Here is a 14,482-nt window from a genome sequence, read left to right as displayed (position 1 = left end):
GCGGATCTGCCCGAGGAGGTAAGGCCAAATGGCGGGACGGCGAGTGGCCATCGTCGGTGCGGGGATGACCAAGTTCGTGCGCCGGGCCCTGGAGACCGGCCCGGAGCTGGCCTGGGAGGCCGCCCACAAGGCCCTGGAGTCCTGCGAGATGACCCTGGATCAGATCGACGCGGTCGTGCTGGGCTCCGCCCCCGATGCCTTCGACGGGGTCCATATGAAGGTGGAGTATCTGAGCCCGGGGGCAGGCGCCTGGGGCAAGCCCACCATCCGGGGATACGTGGGCGGCGGGACCGGGGTCTTCGCCGCCATCCAGGGCTGGTATCACATCGCCAGCGGGATGTTTGACACAGTGCTGGTGGTGTGTGAGGAGAAGATGTCCTCCTGCCACCCGCACCCGCAGGCGGCCTTCAATTACATTTTCGATCACACCCTGGAGCGCCCCCTGGGCCCCAACCTCCTGTGGATCTTCGCCCTCGAGATGAACGCATATATGACGAAATACGGGCTCACGAAGCGGGACATCGCGATGGTGGCGGTGAAGAACAAGCGCAACGCGGCCGACCATCCGGCGGCCCAGCTGGGCGATCCGAACATCACGGTGGAGGATGTGTTGAACTCAGAGGTGCTGGCCTGGCCGGTGCAGCGGCTGGACGTCTCCCCGACCAGCGATGGGGCGGTGGCCATCGTGATGGCCGCCGAGCACGTGGCCCGGCGGGTGACGAACAAACCGGTCTGGGTGGAGGGCGTGGGCTGGTCCCTGGACACCCAATACTGGACCAATCGGGACCTCTCTTACCCCACGTATGTGGAAGAAGCCGCCCGCAAGGCCTACGCGATGGCCGGCATCAAAGAGCCCCGCAAGGAGATCCACATCGTGGAGCCCTATGATCCCTTCGATTATAAGGAGCTGCATCACCTGGAGGGGCTGCTGCTGGCGGATCGCGGGAAGGCGGCTGAGCTGATCGCCCTTGGGATCGCCAACCGGGACGGGGACATGCCGGTTACGCCCTCCGGAGGGCTCCTGGGGGTTGGGAACCCCATCGCAGCCGCCGGCCTGATGAAGGTGGCCGAGATCTTCTGGCAGCTCCGCGGGGAGGCCGGCAAGCGCCAGGTGCCCGGCCAGCCCCGGCGGGGCCTGGCCCAGGCCTGGGGGGATCTGATGCAGGTCGGCACGGTGATCATCCTGGGAATCTAAGGGGAGGAAAGCCCCATGGAGCGCTGGGTCTACCCCACCACCGGCCTCCGGCCGGAGGATATCGAACAGGGACGGGTGCTCACCACCCGGGCGCCGTTGCGGGGCGAATACGCCTGGGACGCCGGGGTGGCGGTGGGGCGCTTCCTGGCTGAGCTGAAGAACGGCCGGCTGATCGGCCGGCGCTGCCGATCCTGCGGCCGGGTGATGATCCCGCCCCGTATGTTCTGCGAGCAGTGCTTCCGCCCCACCGACGAATGGGTCCCCCTGGCCGATACCGGCACAGTGATCACCTTCTCGGTGTGCACCATCTCCTGGGACATGCGCCGCCTGGAGGTCCCGGAGGTCCCTGCCGTCATCGCCATCGATGGCGCCTCCCCCGGGATGGGGATTCTGCACAAGCTGGGGGAGGTCGGGCAGACCCTCGAGGAGATCCTCCAGCGGGTCCGGGTCGGCATGCGGGTCCAAGCGGTCTGGAAGCCGCCGCACGAGCGGGAGGGTGCGATCACCGACATCCGGTATTTCCGACCCCTGGAAGCCTGAAGGAGGCCCTGATGGCGCTCATCGAACGGATCCTTCACGCGGGGGACGCCCGCGCCTGGCACGGCACGATCCGGCTGGAGGGGGTCTACACCGCAGGGGTGGCCGGGGAGCGCTGGCTGCGCGGCCTGCAGGCCGGCAAGATCTACGGGACCCGCTGCCCCCGTTGTCGATACACCTACGTTCCGGCCCGCCGTTTCTGTGAGCGCTGCCTGGGTGGGCTGGACGAGGGGGCATGGGTGGAGGTGGGCCCGCAGGGGACGCTCCTCTCATGGACGCGGGTGTATCTCGCCCCGGATGGGAGCCGGCTGGCGCATCCCCGCACCCTCGGCCTGATCCGCCTGGATGGCGCCGACGCCCTCTTCATCCACGACCTGCTGGATGACGGAACCCCTTGGGCTGTCGGCATACGGGTAGAAGCCGTCTTCCGCCCGGCCCCGGAGCGGGTCGGCAGCCTCCGGGACCTTCAAGGCTTCCGCCCCATTCGGTAGCGGAAGGCCCCTCGTTTGTTTTGATTTTCACAACCATGGCTTGCGGGGGGAGGGGGGATCCCCTATAATGGGGGCAACCCGCTCGGACCCGGGCGGGGGGGAGGGCCGAGGGCCCTCTATCCGCGGGGAGGGACAGCCGCCATTTCGCCCTTCCTGATTAGGAGGATCCGAGGGATGAATTCCCACTCCTCGGTGCCAAGGTCTCCCCGACGGGGGAGGATTGAGGGCCGTCCGCAACGTCTTGCCATTGAGGATACAGAGTGGATGTCGCGAGTGGGTTCCTGGGTGCGGGCCCGGCTGGAAGGATGGGCCGCCCGGCTGCAGGAGCCCATCCGGAGAGCGGGGGCGTTCGCCCTCGATTTGTGGACCCATTACAGCCGGCATGTCGGGCTGGTCCTGGCAGTGGGCCTGGTCTATCTGGGCCTCGTCCAGGGCCGTGCGGCTCCGGCCTGGCTGTTCCAGCCGGTGCGTCTCCCTCAGGCCGCCTCGGCTCAGCCGGCTTCCCCCGAGGTGCTGCAGGCCCTGCTCCGTCGATCCGCCTATCTGGGCGGAACCCGTCGGAACAGCCCGGCCTTGCTGATCCGCCAGGTGGATCTCCACACCGAGATCCCAGAACGGCCCCGGCGGGGCATCATCACCTACACGGTCCAGGCGGGTGACACCCTCTTCGGCATCGCGGAGAAATTCAAACTGCGGCCTGAGACCATCCTCTGGGCGAACTACGATGTCCTCCAGGATGATCCCCACATGCTGGAGATCGGCCAGGTCCTGAACATCCCTCCGGTGGATGGCGTGCTTCACGTGGTCAAAGAGGGGGAGACCCTGGAGGCCATCGCCCAGAAATACAAGGTGAGCCCGGAGGCCATCCGCAACGCGGAGTGGAACGGCCTGATGGAAGGAGGAGAGCCCCAGGTGGGGCAGGTGCTGATCGTGCCGGGCGGCACGCGTCCCTTCGCCGGATGGACCCCGCCTCGTCAGGCCTATGTGGTGGTGGCGGGCGGCAAGCGGCTGCCCTCGGGGGCCTGCCCTAGCGTGCAGGTCCCCCCGCTGGGCACGGGAAGTTTCGTCTGGCCGGTTAACAGCCGCTGGCGGTCCGGCTATGATTTCACCGCCTACCATCCGGGGGTGGATTTCGCCGGCCGTCTGGGCGATCCGGTCTATGCAGCGGACGCCGGCACCGTGGTTTACGCCGGCTGGAGCACCGTTGGCTATGGCAACCTGATCGTCCTGGACCATGGGAACGGCTACCAGACGTATTACGCACACCTCAGCGCCATCTTCGTCGGTTGCGGGCAGCAGGTGGCCAAGGGGGCGACCATCGGCCTGGTGGGCTCCACCGGGCGTTCCACCGGGCCGCACCTGCACTTTGAGATCCGAGGACCCGGCGGCTTCGTGAACCCCTGGCGCGTGCTTCCGTAGTTCAGCGTCGCCTCTCGGTAACTCGGTAAAGGATGAGGCTGGGAGGGCTCACAGTCCTTCCCAGCCTTTGTTTTTCCTCGCGCATGAGGCGTGAGCATGGCGCGTTGCTTACAATAAACTCAAACACGCATGCGTCGGAGGCAGGGGATGACCTGGGAAGCGGTGGTGCCCATCCTGGGGGTGGGGATCCTGGCGGCCCTGGGGGCGTATTTCGTGGGGATCGCGGGGGTGTATGAGCAGCTGCCGGCGACCCGGCGGCGGGCCCATCTCGGATGGTTCCTGCTCGGCCTGGGCTGGGCCGCCTTCGGCTTCATCCCGTCCCCGCTGCTGCTGGGCCCGGACCTCCGGTTCACCGTCAACATGGCCCAGTTCGTGGCCTTGACCGGCCTGGCTGCCCCCCTGCTCTGGATGGGCCTGCCGGAGCCTTTCTTCCGCCCCTTGGTCCGGTGGCCTCCCCTGGCCGGGGCGGGCCGCTGGCTCATCCGGCCGATCCCGGCCTATCTGGCCGCCAACCTGATCTTCTTCGCTTGGCACACGCCGGCCCTCTTCGAGGTGTCCTCCCGCAGCGTGGCCCTCTGGGCCCTCAAGCAGTTCCTGTTCCTGCTCGCCGCGATGCTGGCCTGGGGGCCGGTGCTGAGCCCGACCCCGGCCTGGCCCCGCCTCTCCGAGCCCGGCCAGGTCCTCTATCTGTTCTTCTTGGCCATGCCGACCACCTTGTTAGGCGCTCTGTTCACGTTTCCAGACACCCGGATTTACAACCCCTCCGCCCTGGGCTTCGAAGTGTGCGCGCCGTCCTCCCTGGAGGACCAGCGGCTGGCGGGGCTCTTCATGTGGGTGCCGGGCGCGCTGATCTACCTGGGCGCCCTGACCGTGGTGTTCTTCCGCTGGTTCGGGAAGGAAGAAGCCCGGGCCTGAACGGCCCCGGTTTCCGGGCTCAAGAGTCGCTGGCCCACGGCGGGGCACGGCGGGGCCGCCGGGCCTCCTCGCCGCCGTTCAGCAGGCGGCGGCCCCGCTGGAGGTCGGCCTCGTGCTTGAGGAGGACCGTGAGCGTGCTCTCTAGGGTCTTGCGGTCCAGGTGCTGGGCGTTCAGGGCCACCAGGGCCCGAGCCCAATCCAGGGTCTCGCTGATGCTGGGCTGCTTTTTGAGATCCAGGCGGCGCAGGCGCTGCACCAGCTCCACCGCCTGCCGGGCCAGCTGAGGGGCCAGCTCGGGCACTTTCAGCCGCACGATGGCCAGCTCCTGCTCCAGGGACGGGTAATCGATGAACAGATAAAGACAGCGCCGCTTAAGGGCCTCGCTCAGCTCCCGCGTGTTGTTGCTGGTGAGGAAGACGGTCGGGATGTGCTTGGCCCGCAGGGTCCCCAGCTCGGGGACGCTGACCTGGAAGTCGCTGAGGACCTCCAGGAGAAAGGCCTCGAACTCGGCGTCGGCGCGGTCGATCTCGTCGATGAGGAGGACCACCGGCTCGTCGGAGAGGATGGCTTTGAGCAGGGGCCGGGGGAGCAGAAAGCGCAGGGAGAAGAAGACATCCTCCTCCTGAGCGATGCGGTCGGCGGCCTCCCGCAGGGTGGCGGCATCGGCCAGGACCGCGTTGAGCTTGTCCCGCAGCAGCTGGGTGTAGAGCATCTGCTTGGCGTATTCCCACTCGTAAAGGGCCTTGGTCTCATCCAGCCCCTCATAGCACTGCAGGCGGATGAGGGGGCGCCCCGTGGCCGCGGCCCAGGCCTTGGCCAGCTCCGTCTTGCCCACCCCGGCGGGACCCTCGATCAGCACGGGCTTGCCCAGCCGTTCGGCCAGGAAAACTGTGGTGGCGATCTCATCGGAGGCGATGTATTGCTGAGCCGCCAGCCGTTCCTGGACCTCCTCAATCGAAGAGACCATGACCCCCTCCCGAACCGCCGGCAAAGTCAGACAGCCGCCCGCCCCGGCCTTACCGCTTATTCTAATCCCCTCATCGAAAACCGGCGAACCTCGCTCTGTGCCAGTATTCACAAATCTGAGGAATGCGAGGGGTGGTTTCTGAACCTCTTCTGAACTTTTCGGGAATAAACTCCTCTGCAGATCGCGGTGCGTTGAGGAGGCGATGGGGCGGCAGGGGGCGCGGGCGGCTTCGTTCGTGGTGCGGGTCTGGCTGGAGGAGTCCCGCGCCGAGGGCCGGTTGCGGGGCGAGATCTCCGACCTCCGCACCGGGGAGGTCCGGCCCTTCGGCGATGAGCTCCATCTCCTCCGTTGTCTCTGGGATTGGGTTCGGCAGCCCGACATCGGGCGATCCTCACCCTCTTCTCGGAAGGAGGTTCCCATGAGCGAGCTGACGGCGCGGGATGTGATCTTGCGGATGCCCGAGGCCTTCCAGCCGGACAAGGCCCAGGGCGTGAGCGCCACCATCCAGTATTCCCTCACCGGGGAGGGCGGCGGCGACTGGTATCTGGTGATCTCCGAGGGGACCTGCACGGTCCACGAGGGAAAGGCGGAGAAGGCCGACGTCACCCTCACCATGGACGCCCGGGATTTCGTGGACATCGCCACCGGGAAGCTGGATGCGATGAAGGCCTTCATGAGCGGCAAGCTCAAGGTCAGTGGCAACATGATGCTGGCCACCCGTCTCACCTCGTTCTTCCGCATCGGCTGACCCGGGCCTCGGGTTGAAGCGGAGTGTGGAGGAGGTGGCCATGGAGGAGCGGCGATGGCATCGCTTCTATGATTTCTGGGTGCCGCGCTCCCTGACCTACCCCCGGCAGCCCCTGAGCGCCCTCATGGACTTCGCCGCCAACCAGTATGGGGAGCGCACGGCGACGATCTTCTACGGCGCGGAGATGAGCTATCGGGACCTGCGGGCCCATTCCCTCCGTTTGGCCACCGCCCTGGACGCCCTGGGGATCCGGCCGGGGGATCGGGTCGGGATCATGCTCCCGAACTGCCCCCAGTTCTTCATCGCCTTCTACGCCATCCTCCGCCTGGGTGCCGTGGTGGTTCCCCTGAACCCCCTCTACGTGGAGCGGGAGCTCCGCTACGTGGTCGAAGACAGCGGGATGCGGGCCCTGATCGCCCTGGACACCATGGCGCCCAAGGTCATGGCGGTGCGGGAGCAGGCCGGGCCGGAGCTCGTGATCTTCGCCGGCCTCCAGGACTACATGCCGGAGCCCGTCCGCCCCATCTACCTCGAGCGGGTCCGGGCCCAGGGGATGAGCACGGAAACCCCGGCCGGCCCCGGCCTGTATCGGTGGACGGAGCTGATGGAGCGGGCAGGGGAGCGCTTCTTCCAGCCGCCGGTGAACCCGCTGGAGGATGTGGCGGTCCTTCCCTACACCGGCGGCACCACCGGCCTGCCGAAAGGGGTGATGCTCACCCATTTCAATCTCTTCGCCAACGTGATCCAGGCCTACGTCTGGGCCCGGGAGTTCGTCCGCCGTGGGGAGGAACGCTATCTGGTGGTGCTCCCCCTCTTCCACTCCTTCGGCATGACCTCCCTGATGAACGTGGGGATGTTCAACGGGGCGTCTTTCATCCTGCTCCCCCGCTTTGATGTGGAGGAGGCGCTGAACGCCATCCGGACCTATCAGCCGACCTTCCTCCCCGCGGTGCCGACGATGTATATCGCCCTCCTCAACCACCCCCGGGCGGCCGAGTCCGGCCTAGGCTCCATCCGTCTCTGCAACAGCGGGGCCGCCCCTCTGCCCGTGGAGGTGATCCAGCAGTTCGCCCGCTTCTCCTCCGGCACCTTCATCGAAGGCTACGGCCTCACGGAGGCCTCGCCCATCACCCACATCAACCCCATCATGAACCTGAAGAAGCTGGGCAGCATCGGCCTCCCCATCCCGGACACGGACGCGCGCATCGTGGACGTGGAGACGGGGACCCGGGAGCTGGCGCCCGGGGAGATCGGGGAGCTGGTGATCCGAGGACCTCAGGTGATGAAGGGCTACTGGAACCGGCCGGAGGAGACCGCCCAGACCCTGCGGGACGGCTGGCTCTACACGGGGGACATCGCCCGGATGGACGAGGACGGCTACTTCTACATCGTCGACCGCAAGAAGGACATGATCCTCACCGGCGGCTTCAACGTCTACCCGCGGGAGGTGGAGGAGGTCCTCTACGCCCATCCGGCCGTCCTGGAGGCGGCGGCGGTGGGAGTGCCGGATCCTTACCGCGGCGAGGCGGTGAAGGCCTACGTGGTCCTGCGGCCGGGAGCCCAGGCCTCCGAGGCGGAGATCCTGGAGCACTGTCGGCGGAACCTGGCCCCCTACAAGGTCCCCCGGGAGATCGAGTTCCGGGATTCCCTGCCGAAGTCTATGGTCGGGAAAGTGCTCCGCCGGGTGCTGCGGGAGGCTGCCCCTGCGGCGCCGCCGCCCCCGGTCACAGTGCCCCCCGACGTCTCCATCCGCGCCTTCTTCACCGAATGGGTCCCCCGGCTCTTCGAGGCGGCGTCCGCCACGCCCCCCGAGGGGATGGAGGGGACGGTGCTCCGAGTTCGTTACCGCGTGGGGGAGGAGGTCTTCACCCTGCGGGTGGAGGACGGGAAGCGCCTGACGGTGATCGAGGGGGAGACCGACGAGACGCCCCACGTGGAGCTGCGCATGGGGACGGAGGAGTTCCGGGAGGTCCTGGCCGGACGCCTCTACCTCGGGGAGCCGCCCTATCTGGCCTTCCGCTCCCGGCGCCGGTTCGAGGCCCTGCAGCGGGTGAAGGGGACGGTGCGTCTGGAGCTGGAGCGGCCGGACGGCACCCTGTGGCAGGCGACGGCCATCTACAACGGGGCGGCGGAGCCGGCCGGGACCCTGCGCATGAGCGCCACGGATTACAGCTCGATGCAGCGTGGGGAGCTGGACGGCCAGGTGGCTTTCGCCACCGGCAAGCTGCGGTGGGAAGGGGATTTCACGTTGCTGATCGGCCTGCGGACCTTACGTGAATAGCGGGCGTGGTCTCCTGCCGCGCCCTGAGTGAAGAATGGTGAAATCCAGGGGGACAGGGCGGCGGGCGGGAGGGCGAATCCCTCCCCCGCCCCCGCCGGTTCCCGGGAGGGATAGCACCATGATTTCGTTCGAGCCGACGGATGAGCAGCGGATGCTGATCCAGACGGTCCGGGCCTTCGCCGAGGAGCACCTGCGCCGGGTGGCCCGGGAGAGCGATGAGACCGGTCAGGTCCCGGAGGATGTGATCGCGCGGGGATGGTCCATCGGGCTGTTGCCCAGCATGATCCCCGAAGCGTATGGGGGCTTCGGCGAGCCCTCGGCGTTGACCAGCGTGCTGGCCCTGGAGGAGCTGGGCTGGGGGGATTTCACCATCGCCCTTTATCTGCTGGCGCCCCACGCGGTCGCCCTCCCCGTCCTGCTGTATGGGACCGAGGAGCAGAAGCGAACGTATCTGCCTCGTTTCTGCGGGGAGCGTTTCGTGCGAGCGGCGGCGGCCTTGATCGAGCCGAGCTTCCTGTTCGACCCCTTCCATCTTCAGACCACCGCCCGCCGGGAGGGGGAGGAATACGTGCTCCATGGGACCAAGATCGGGGTCCCCTTCGGGGCGGAGGCGGAGTTGCTCCTGGTCTACGCCAGCGAGGACGGGCGCACCCAGGCCTTCCTCGTGGAGCCGGGGACGCCGGGGCTGGTGGTGAAGGAGCGGGACCGTTACGCGGGGATCCGGGCCCTGCCCACTTATGAAGTGGTCCTGGAGGGCTGCCGGATCCCACGCTGTCAGCGGATCGGAGGCGAGGAGGGGATCTCGATGGAGCGGCTGCTGGAGCGGTCGCGGGTGGCCCTGGCGGCCCTGGCCGTTGGGCTGGCGCGGGGGGCCTTTGAGTACGCCCGGGATTACGCCAAGCAGCGGGTGCAGTTCGGCGAGCCCATCGCCCATCGCCAGGCCATCGCCTTCATGATCGCGGAGATGGCCATCGACATCGACGCCGCGCGCCTGATGGTCTGGGAGGCCGCATGGAAGCTGGACCGCGGGGAAGATGTGGCCCGGGAGGCGTATCTGGCCAAGCTCTTCGCTGACGACATGGCCCTGCGAGTGACGGACGGAGCGGTGCAGACCTTGGGCGGCCACGGCTACATCCGGGATCATCCGGTGGAGATGTGGCTGCGCAACGCCCGCGGCCTCCCCATGCTGGAGGGTCTGGTGATGGTGTGAGGAGCTGGCAGAGGATCGTTGACGACTCTCTCGGTCTTCCGGAGGGAGGTGACGCATGATCAGCTTTGAGATCCCGGAGGAGATCCAGCAGCAGCGTGAGATGGCGCGGATGGTGGCCGAGCAGCTGATGCGGCCGAACGCCCGCTATTACGACGAGCACGAGCACGAGATCCCGTGGGACTTCATTAACACGATGTGGCCCATCGTGCAGCAGGACTGGATCCGCATCGTGCGGCGGGCGGAGCGGCAGCTGGCCGGGGAGCAGCCAATGGAGAAGAAGCGCGAGGGGCCGCGCTACGATAACCTGCGCATGATCTTCCTGGTGGAGATGCTCACCTGGGGCGATGCGGGCCTCTACCTCTGCATGCCCGGCCCGGGCCTGGCCGGCTATTCCATCAACGCGGTGGGCACGCCGGAGCAGAAGGTCCGCTTCCTCAAGCGCTACACCGAGGGCGGCCCCAAGTGGGGGGCTATGGCCGTGACCGAGCCCGGCGCCGGCTCCGACGTCTCAGCCATCCAGACCACAGCCAAACGGGAGGACGATCACTGGGTGCTCAACGGGGAGAAGATCTTCATCACCAACGGGTATCTGGCCCTGGAGGCCTCCGAGGGGATCGTCGTGGTCTGGGCGACCATCGATAAGACGGCGGGGCGGGCCGGGATCAAGCCCTTCGTGGTGGAGGCGGGCACACCCGGCGTGAGCATCACCAAGCGGGAGCGCAAGCTGGGCATCCGGGCCAGCGACACGGCGGCCATCCGCTTCGACAACGCCCGCATCCCCCTCGACAACATCCTGGGCAGCCCGGAGATCCTGGACACGGCGCGCACCGATGGGTTCAAGGGCGTGATGGTGACCTTCGACGCCTCCCGGCCGGTGGTGGCCGCCGGCGCCCTGGGCATCGCCCGCGCCGCCATCGAGTTCACCAAGGAGGTCTTGGAGAAGGAGGGGATCCGCATCCGCTACGGCCTCCCTCGCCATCAGCTGACGGCCATTGAGCGGGATGTGATGGAGATGGAGGCCATGCACAAGGCGGCCTGGCTGCTCACCCTGCGGGCCGGCTGGATGCTGGATCAGGGGAAGCCCAACGCTCTGGAGGCCTCTATGGCCAAGGTGAAGGCCGGCAAGGCGGTGACCTGGATCACCTACAAGGCCGTGGAGATCCTGGGGCCGCTGGGCTACTCCACCCGCTATCTCGTGGAGAAGTGGATGCGGGACGCCAAGATCAACGACCTCTACGAGGGGACCGGCCAGATCAACACCCTCATCGTCGCCCGCCGCGTGCTCGGCCTGACCAGCCGCGAGCTGAAGTGAGCGGAAGCAGGGAAAGGAGGCCGCGCCCTCCCGGGATATTGTGTATGGTGTATAATGAATACACATATCCCCGAACCGGAGGGGGACGATGCTGCGTCGGATTCAGGCGGTTCTGGAAGAGGAGCAATACCGGTGGCTGCGCAACGAAGCGGAGCGGCGGGGCGTTTCCGTCTCCGCGCTGATCCGGGAGGCGATCGAAACGCTGCGGGCTCATCAAGGTTGGCGGCCGTTGGACGAAAGCCCCTTCTGGGAGCTGGTGGGCGCGGGGCGGAGCGATCAGAAGGGGCCGGCGATCAGCGAGCATGTCGACGACTGGATCTACCCCCTTCCGCCTCATCGCCGGCCCCGTTCGCGCCGCTCCCGATCCCGCGCGTAAAGGGAGCCACCGATGCGGCGCCGGATCTTGGTGGATACCAGCGCCCTCTTCGCGCTCGTGGATTCGCGGGACCCTCACCATGCTCTCGCTCGCGAAACAGCCCTTCAATATCGGAACGCGGAGCATATCCTCTTGGATCTGGTATGGATGGAGACCATTACCCTGGTCAAACGGGCCTTGGGCCCTCAAATGGCGATCGAAACAGGAAAGAAACTGTTGGAGGGACCTCCTTTCATGTTTTATCCCGTTAAGGGAGACGATTTCTGGGAATCTTGGATGATATTCCAGCGTTTCAGCGACAAAGAGTGGAGCTTTGTGGATTGTGCGATTCTGCATATGGCTCAGCGCCTGGGAGTTCCGGAAGTTTTCTCCTTCGATCGGCATTTCGATCAGATGAGTGGTCTGGGAATCCGACGCATCCCGTTGCGTCTGCGTTAGGGAGGCAGGCTCTGGATGCGGATCGATCTGCGGGAGCAGGTGGCCATCGTCACCGGGGCGTCACGGGGGATCGGGCGGGCCATCGCCCGGGCCCTGGCCGAGGCGGGCGCGAAGGTCGTGCTCTCCAGCCGCCGGGCGGAGAACCTGGCCCCGGTCGTGGAGGAGATCCGCGCCCTCGGCGGGGAAGCCCTGGCGGTGCCGGCTCACACCGGCCGCATGGCGGAGGTCGAGCGGCTGGTGGAGGAAACGGTGAAGGCCTTCGGGCGGGTGGACATCCTGGTCAACAACGCGGCCACCAACCCCCATTTCGGCCCCACCCTGGAGGCCGATGAGGGCCAGTGGCAGAAGATCCTGGAGGTGAACCTCCTGGGCTACTGGCGGATGGCCAAGGCGGTGGTTCCGGTGATGCGGGCCCAGGGGCGGGGCAAGATCCTCAACATCGCCTCGGTGGCCGGGCTGCGCCCTTCCCCCGGGATGGGGCTTTACGGGATCTCCAAGGCCGGGGTGATCATGCTCACGCAGCTTCTGGCCCTGGAGCTGGCCCCGGATCGCATCCAGGTGAACGCCATCGCCCCCGGGGTGATTCGCACCCGCTTCAGCGAGCTCCTCTGGAGCACGCCGGAGATCGCCGAACGCATCCTGCGGGCCACCCCCCAGGGGCGCTTCGGGGAGCCGGAGGACGTCGCCCGGCTGGCCCTGTTCCTGGTCTCCCCCGCCGCCGATTTCATCACCGGAGCGGTCTACGTCGTGGACGGCGGGCTCTCCCTGACCGGCGGGCTGGCCTAACCCCAGCGTGTGGCGGAGGAAACCCGATGCCCACCGCCCGGGAGCTCGGACCGGAGGGCTGGAAGCCTTACCTCGAGGCGGCCCGGCGGCGGCCGCGGCCGACGGTCGCCATCGATCTGGAGGAGCGCGCCCGCCTGCTGGATCGCGCCCGGGAGGCCGCGCGGGCGCTCAAAGCGCAGTTCGGGGCCCGGCGGGTGTGGCTCTTCGGCTCCCTGGCCCACGCGGCCTGGTTCGACCCCGACTCCGATGTGGACCTGGCTGTGGAGGGCCTTCCCCCGCAGGATTTCTGGAAAGCCTGGTCGGCCGTGGAGGACATCATCCGGGAGCGCCCGGTGGATCTCATCGACTGGGACATGGCCAGCGACTCCCTGCGCCAGGCGATCGAGGAATTCGGGATCGAACTATGAAGGAGACACATTGGTGGCAGGCTCTGCGGATGGAGCTGTTGGCTTTCGCGGATTTCCTTGAACGGCTCCATTCAGGATAACGGAGGCACCGATGACCGTAGCGCCGCGGACGTGCTGGGTGTCCGGTGAGGTGCGGCTGCGCGTCCTGGAGTGGCCGGGGGAGAAGGGGACGATCCTGGCCCTTCACGGCCTGACAGGTTACGCGGAGACGTTCCTCCCGCTGATCCCGGCCCTGAACCCCCCTTACCGGGTGCTGAGCATGGACCTGCGGGGCCGGGGGGAGAGCGAGCAGCCCGCGGATCCCCAGGCCTACGGCCTGGAGGCCCACCTGCGGGATATCGCCGCGGTGCTGGAGGCCCTGGCCCCGGAAGGGGCGCTGCTCATGGGTCACTCCCTGGGCGCGATGCTCAGCCTGGCCGTCGCCGCAGCGCACCCGCACCGGGTTCGAGGGCTGATCCTGTTCGATGGAGGGCCGCTCCCCTCCCGGGCGTTCTCCGAATCCCTGAACCAGGTGCTGAACGCCCGCGTGGAGGAGCTGCCCTCCCTGGAGGCCTTCCGGGAGCTGGTCCGCTCGATGCCCTTCCTCCAGCCGTTCGACGAGCGCCTGATGCCGATCCTGGAGGCCGGGTTGATCCGCGAGCCGGATGGCCGGGTGCGGGTGAAGTTCCCCTCCCGGCTGGGGGCCCAGGAGGCCACGGAGCTGGGGGCGATCTGGAACGAACGCCTGCGCGGGTATGCCGGGCGGATTCGCTGCCCGGCCCTCCTCCTGAAAGCGCCCGTGGGCACCTTCGGGCCTCACGACCGTTTCTTCACCGAGGCCGAGGAGGGTCTGCTTCGGGAGGTGATCCCTCAGGTCCGCGTCGTGGAGGTCCCCGGCACCACCCACTACACCATCGTGCTGGGGCATCACCCCGAGCGGGATCGCCTCGTGCGCGCCTTCGTGGAGGAAGTGCTGGGATGAGGGAGGACGGGCTTCTGCGGGATTTCGGAGGGGAAGGGCCTCTTCTCCATCTGGCGGTGGCCAATGGGTTCCCGCCCGCCTGCTATCGCCCGTTCATGCGCGCCCTGGGGGAGGTTGGCCACGGGGTGAGCCTCCTCCCCCGCCCACTATGGCCGGAGCGGCCCCGGCCGGAACGCGGGGTGACCTGGTATACCCTGGCGGACGACCTGATCGCCGCCTTTGAGGCCCGGGGGTGGCGGGGGGTGGTCGGGATCGGCCACTCCATGGGCGGGGTGATCACGATGGTCGCTGCCGTCCGGCGCCCAGAGCTCTTCTCCGCCATCGTCCTGATGGACCCTGTGCTGATGGATCCGAAGGTGCTGGCGCTGTTCCGGGTCATCCGGTGGCTGGGTCTGGGGCCCCGCCTGCATCCCCTGGCCCGGCGCGCCCGGCGCCGCCG

At 67.7% G+C, this 14,482-nt stretch carries 16 protein-coding genes; 15 read left to right on the top strand and 1 reads right to left on the bottom strand.

All coding sequences use genetic code 11. From position 1 onward, the window contains the following. Positions 1-28: 28 nt before the first annotated feature. From CFB18_RS02525 to CFB18_RS02505, 5 genes are all read left to right on the top strand, one after another. Positions 29-1,195 (top strand): thiolase domain-containing protein, encoded by a 1,167-nt coding sequence (locus CFB18_RS02525; RefSeq protein WP_088570248.1) that lies wholly within the window; start codon positions 29-31, stop codon positions 1,193-1,195. Between the two features lie 15 nt (positions 1,196-1,210). Next, on the top strand, positions 1,211-1,735 hold the full coding sequence (locus CFB18_RS02520) for a Zn-ribbon domain-containing OB-fold protein (protein ID WP_088570247.1): 525 nt from the start codon (positions 1,211-1,213) through the stop codon (positions 1,733-1,735). Positions 1,736-1,746: 11 nt separating this feature from the next. Beyond that, positions 1,747-2,223, top strand: a complete 477-nt coding sequence (locus CFB18_RS02515; RefSeq protein WP_088570246.1) for a Zn-ribbon domain-containing OB-fold protein — start codon at positions 1,747-1,749, stop codon at positions 2,221-2,223. A 264-nt stretch (positions 2,224-2,487) separates the two neighbouring features. After that, positions 2,488-3,642 carry a peptidoglycan DD-metalloendopeptidase family protein gene (locus tag CFB18_RS02510; protein WP_159461534.1) on the top strand — a complete coding sequence of 385 codons (1,155 nt, stop codon included), beginning with the start codon at positions 2,488-2,490 and terminating at the stop codon, positions 3,640-3,642. A 147-nt stretch (positions 3,643-3,789) separates the two neighbouring features. Next, the gene (locus tag CFB18_RS02505; protein ID WP_159461533.1) at positions 3,790-4,557 is read left to right on the top strand and encodes a cytochrome c oxidase assembly protein; all 768 of its coding nucleotides are present in this window, start codon (positions 3,790-3,792) and stop codon (positions 4,555-4,557) included. A gap of 19 nt (positions 4,558-4,576) precedes the next feature. Here CFB18_RS02505 and CFB18_RS02500 read toward each other — a convergent pair whose 3' ends face one another. Further along, positions 4,577-5,524 (bottom strand): AAA family ATPase, encoded by a 948-nt coding sequence (locus CFB18_RS02500; RefSeq protein ID WP_200808043.1) that lies wholly within the window; start codon positions 5,522-5,524, stop codon positions 4,577-4,579. A gap of 202 nt (positions 5,525-5,726) precedes the next feature. Here CFB18_RS02500 and CFB18_RS02495 point away from each other — a divergent pair, with 202 nt between their 5' ends. From CFB18_RS02495 to CFB18_RS02450, 10 genes are all read left to right on the top strand, one after another. Continuing rightward, positions 5,727-6,272 (top strand): SCP2 sterol-binding domain-containing protein, encoded by a 546-nt coding sequence (locus CFB18_RS02495; RefSeq protein ID WP_088570243.1) that lies wholly within the window; start codon positions 5,727-5,729, stop codon positions 6,270-6,272. Positions 6,273-6,312: 40 nt separating this feature from the next. Then, positions 6,313-8,553, top strand: a complete 2,241-nt coding sequence (locus tag CFB18_RS02490) for a long-chain-fatty-acid--CoA ligase (protein WP_088570242.1) — start codon at positions 6,313-6,315, stop codon at positions 8,551-8,553. 118 nt (positions 8,554-8,671) lie between these two features. Beyond that, the gene (locus CFB18_RS02485) at positions 8,672-9,763 is read left to right on the top strand and encodes an acyl-CoA dehydrogenase family protein (RefSeq protein ID WP_088570241.1); all 1,092 of its coding nucleotides are present in this window, start codon (positions 8,672-8,674) and stop codon (positions 9,761-9,763) included. 55 nt (positions 9,764-9,818) lie between these two features. After that, positions 9,819-11,075 carry an acyl-CoA dehydrogenase family protein gene (locus tag CFB18_RS02480; RefSeq protein ID WP_088570240.1) on the top strand — a complete coding sequence of 419 codons (1,257 nt, stop codon included), beginning with the start codon at positions 9,819-9,821 and terminating at the stop codon, positions 11,073-11,075. A gap of 88 nt (positions 11,076-11,163) precedes the next feature. Beyond that, positions 11,164-11,451: a ribbon-helix-helix domain-containing protein gene (locus tag CFB18_RS02475; protein WP_088570239.1), complete on the top strand. Its 288-nt coding sequence runs from the start codon at positions 11,164-11,166 to the stop codon at positions 11,449-11,451. Positions 11,452-11,463: 12 nt separating this feature from the next. Next, positions 11,464-11,889, top strand: a complete 426-nt coding sequence (locus CFB18_RS02470; protein ID WP_088570238.1) for a type II toxin-antitoxin system VapC family toxin — start codon at positions 11,464-11,466, stop codon at positions 11,887-11,889. Between the two features lie 15 nt (positions 11,890-11,904). Then, positions 11,905-12,675, top strand: a complete 771-nt coding sequence (locus CFB18_RS02465) for an SDR family oxidoreductase (RefSeq protein WP_088570237.1) — start codon at positions 11,905-11,907, stop codon at positions 12,673-12,675. Positions 12,676-12,701: 26 nt separating this feature from the next. Further along, complete coding sequence (locus CFB18_RS02460; protein WP_088570236.1) at positions 12,702-13,082, top strand: nucleotidyltransferase family protein; 381 nt, start codon at positions 12,702-12,704, stop codon at positions 13,080-13,082. Between the two features lie 91 nt (positions 13,083-13,173). Beyond that, positions 13,174-14,043, top strand: coding sequence for an alpha/beta fold hydrolase (locus CFB18_RS02455; RefSeq protein ID WP_088570235.1), 870 nt, complete (start codon positions 13,174-13,176; stop codon positions 14,041-14,043). Continuing rightward, the coding region (locus tag CFB18_RS02450) for an alpha/beta fold hydrolase (RefSeq protein WP_143597490.1) at positions 14,040-14,482 on the top strand (443 nt) is incomplete at its 3' end. The genes CFB18_RS02455 and CFB18_RS02450, both read left to right, overlap by 4 nt.

This window comes from Thermoflexus hugenholtzii JAD2 (assembly GCF_900187885.1).
GTDB lineage: Bacteria > Chloroflexota > Anaerolineae > Thermoflexales > Thermoflexaceae > Thermoflexus > Thermoflexus hugenholtzii.
This window is presented reverse-complemented; position numbering and strand designations above follow the sequence as displayed.

What these genes read in the sequence shown, in the direction of transcription:
- CFB18_RS02525 (WP_088570248.1), top strand. Translation starts at nt 29, where the DNA reads ATGGCGGGACGGCGAGTGGCCATCGTCGGTGCGGGGATGACCAAGTTC.
- CFB18_RS02520 (WP_088570247.1), top strand. Translation starts at nt 1,211, where the DNA reads ATGGAGCGCTGGGTCTACCCCACCACCGGCCTCCGGCCGGAGGATATC.
- CFB18_RS02515 (WP_088570246.1), top strand. Translation starts at nt 1,747, where the DNA reads ATGGCGCTCATCGAACGGATCCTTCACGCGGGGGACGCCCGCGCCTGG.
- CFB18_RS02510 (WP_159461534.1), top strand. Translation starts at nt 2,488, where the DNA reads ATGTCGCGAGTGGGTTCCTGGGTGCGGGCCCGGCTGGAAGGATGGGCC.
- CFB18_RS02505 (WP_159461533.1), top strand. Translation starts at nt 3,790, where the DNA reads ATGACCTGGGAAGCGGTGGTGCCCATCCTGGGGGTGGGGATCCTGGCG.
- CFB18_RS02500 (WP_200808043.1), bottom strand. Translation starts at nt 5,524, where the DNA reads ATGGTCTCTTCGATTGAGGAGGTCCAGGAACGGCTGGCGGCTCAGCAA.
- CFB18_RS02495 (WP_088570243.1), top strand. Translation starts at nt 5,727, where the DNA reads ATGGGGCGGCAGGGGGCGCGGGCGGCTTCGTTCGTGGTGCGGGTCTGG.
- CFB18_RS02490 (WP_088570242.1), top strand. Translation starts at nt 6,313, where the DNA reads ATGGAGGAGCGGCGATGGCATCGCTTCTATGATTTCTGGGTGCCGCGC.
- CFB18_RS02485 (WP_088570241.1), top strand. Translation starts at nt 8,672, where the DNA reads ATGATTTCGTTCGAGCCGACGGATGAGCAGCGGATGCTGATCCAGACG.
- CFB18_RS02480 (WP_088570240.1), top strand. Translation starts at nt 9,819, where the DNA reads ATGATCAGCTTTGAGATCCCGGAGGAGATCCAGCAGCAGCGTGAGATG.
- CFB18_RS02475 (WP_088570239.1), top strand. Translation starts at nt 11,164, where the DNA reads ATGCTGCGTCGGATTCAGGCGGTTCTGGAAGAGGAGCAATACCGGTGG.
- CFB18_RS02470 (WP_088570238.1), top strand. Translation starts at nt 11,464, where the DNA reads ATGCGGCGCCGGATCTTGGTGGATACCAGCGCCCTCTTCGCGCTCGTG.
- CFB18_RS02465 (WP_088570237.1), top strand. Translation starts at nt 11,905, where the DNA reads ATGCGGATCGATCTGCGGGAGCAGGTGGCCATCGTCACCGGGGCGTCA.
- CFB18_RS02460 (WP_088570236.1), top strand. Translation starts at nt 12,702, where the DNA reads ATGCCCACCGCCCGGGAGCTCGGACCGGAGGGCTGGAAGCCTTACCTC.
- CFB18_RS02455 (WP_088570235.1), top strand. Translation starts at nt 13,174, where the DNA reads ATGACCGTAGCGCCGCGGACGTGCTGGGTGTCCGGTGAGGTGCGGCTG.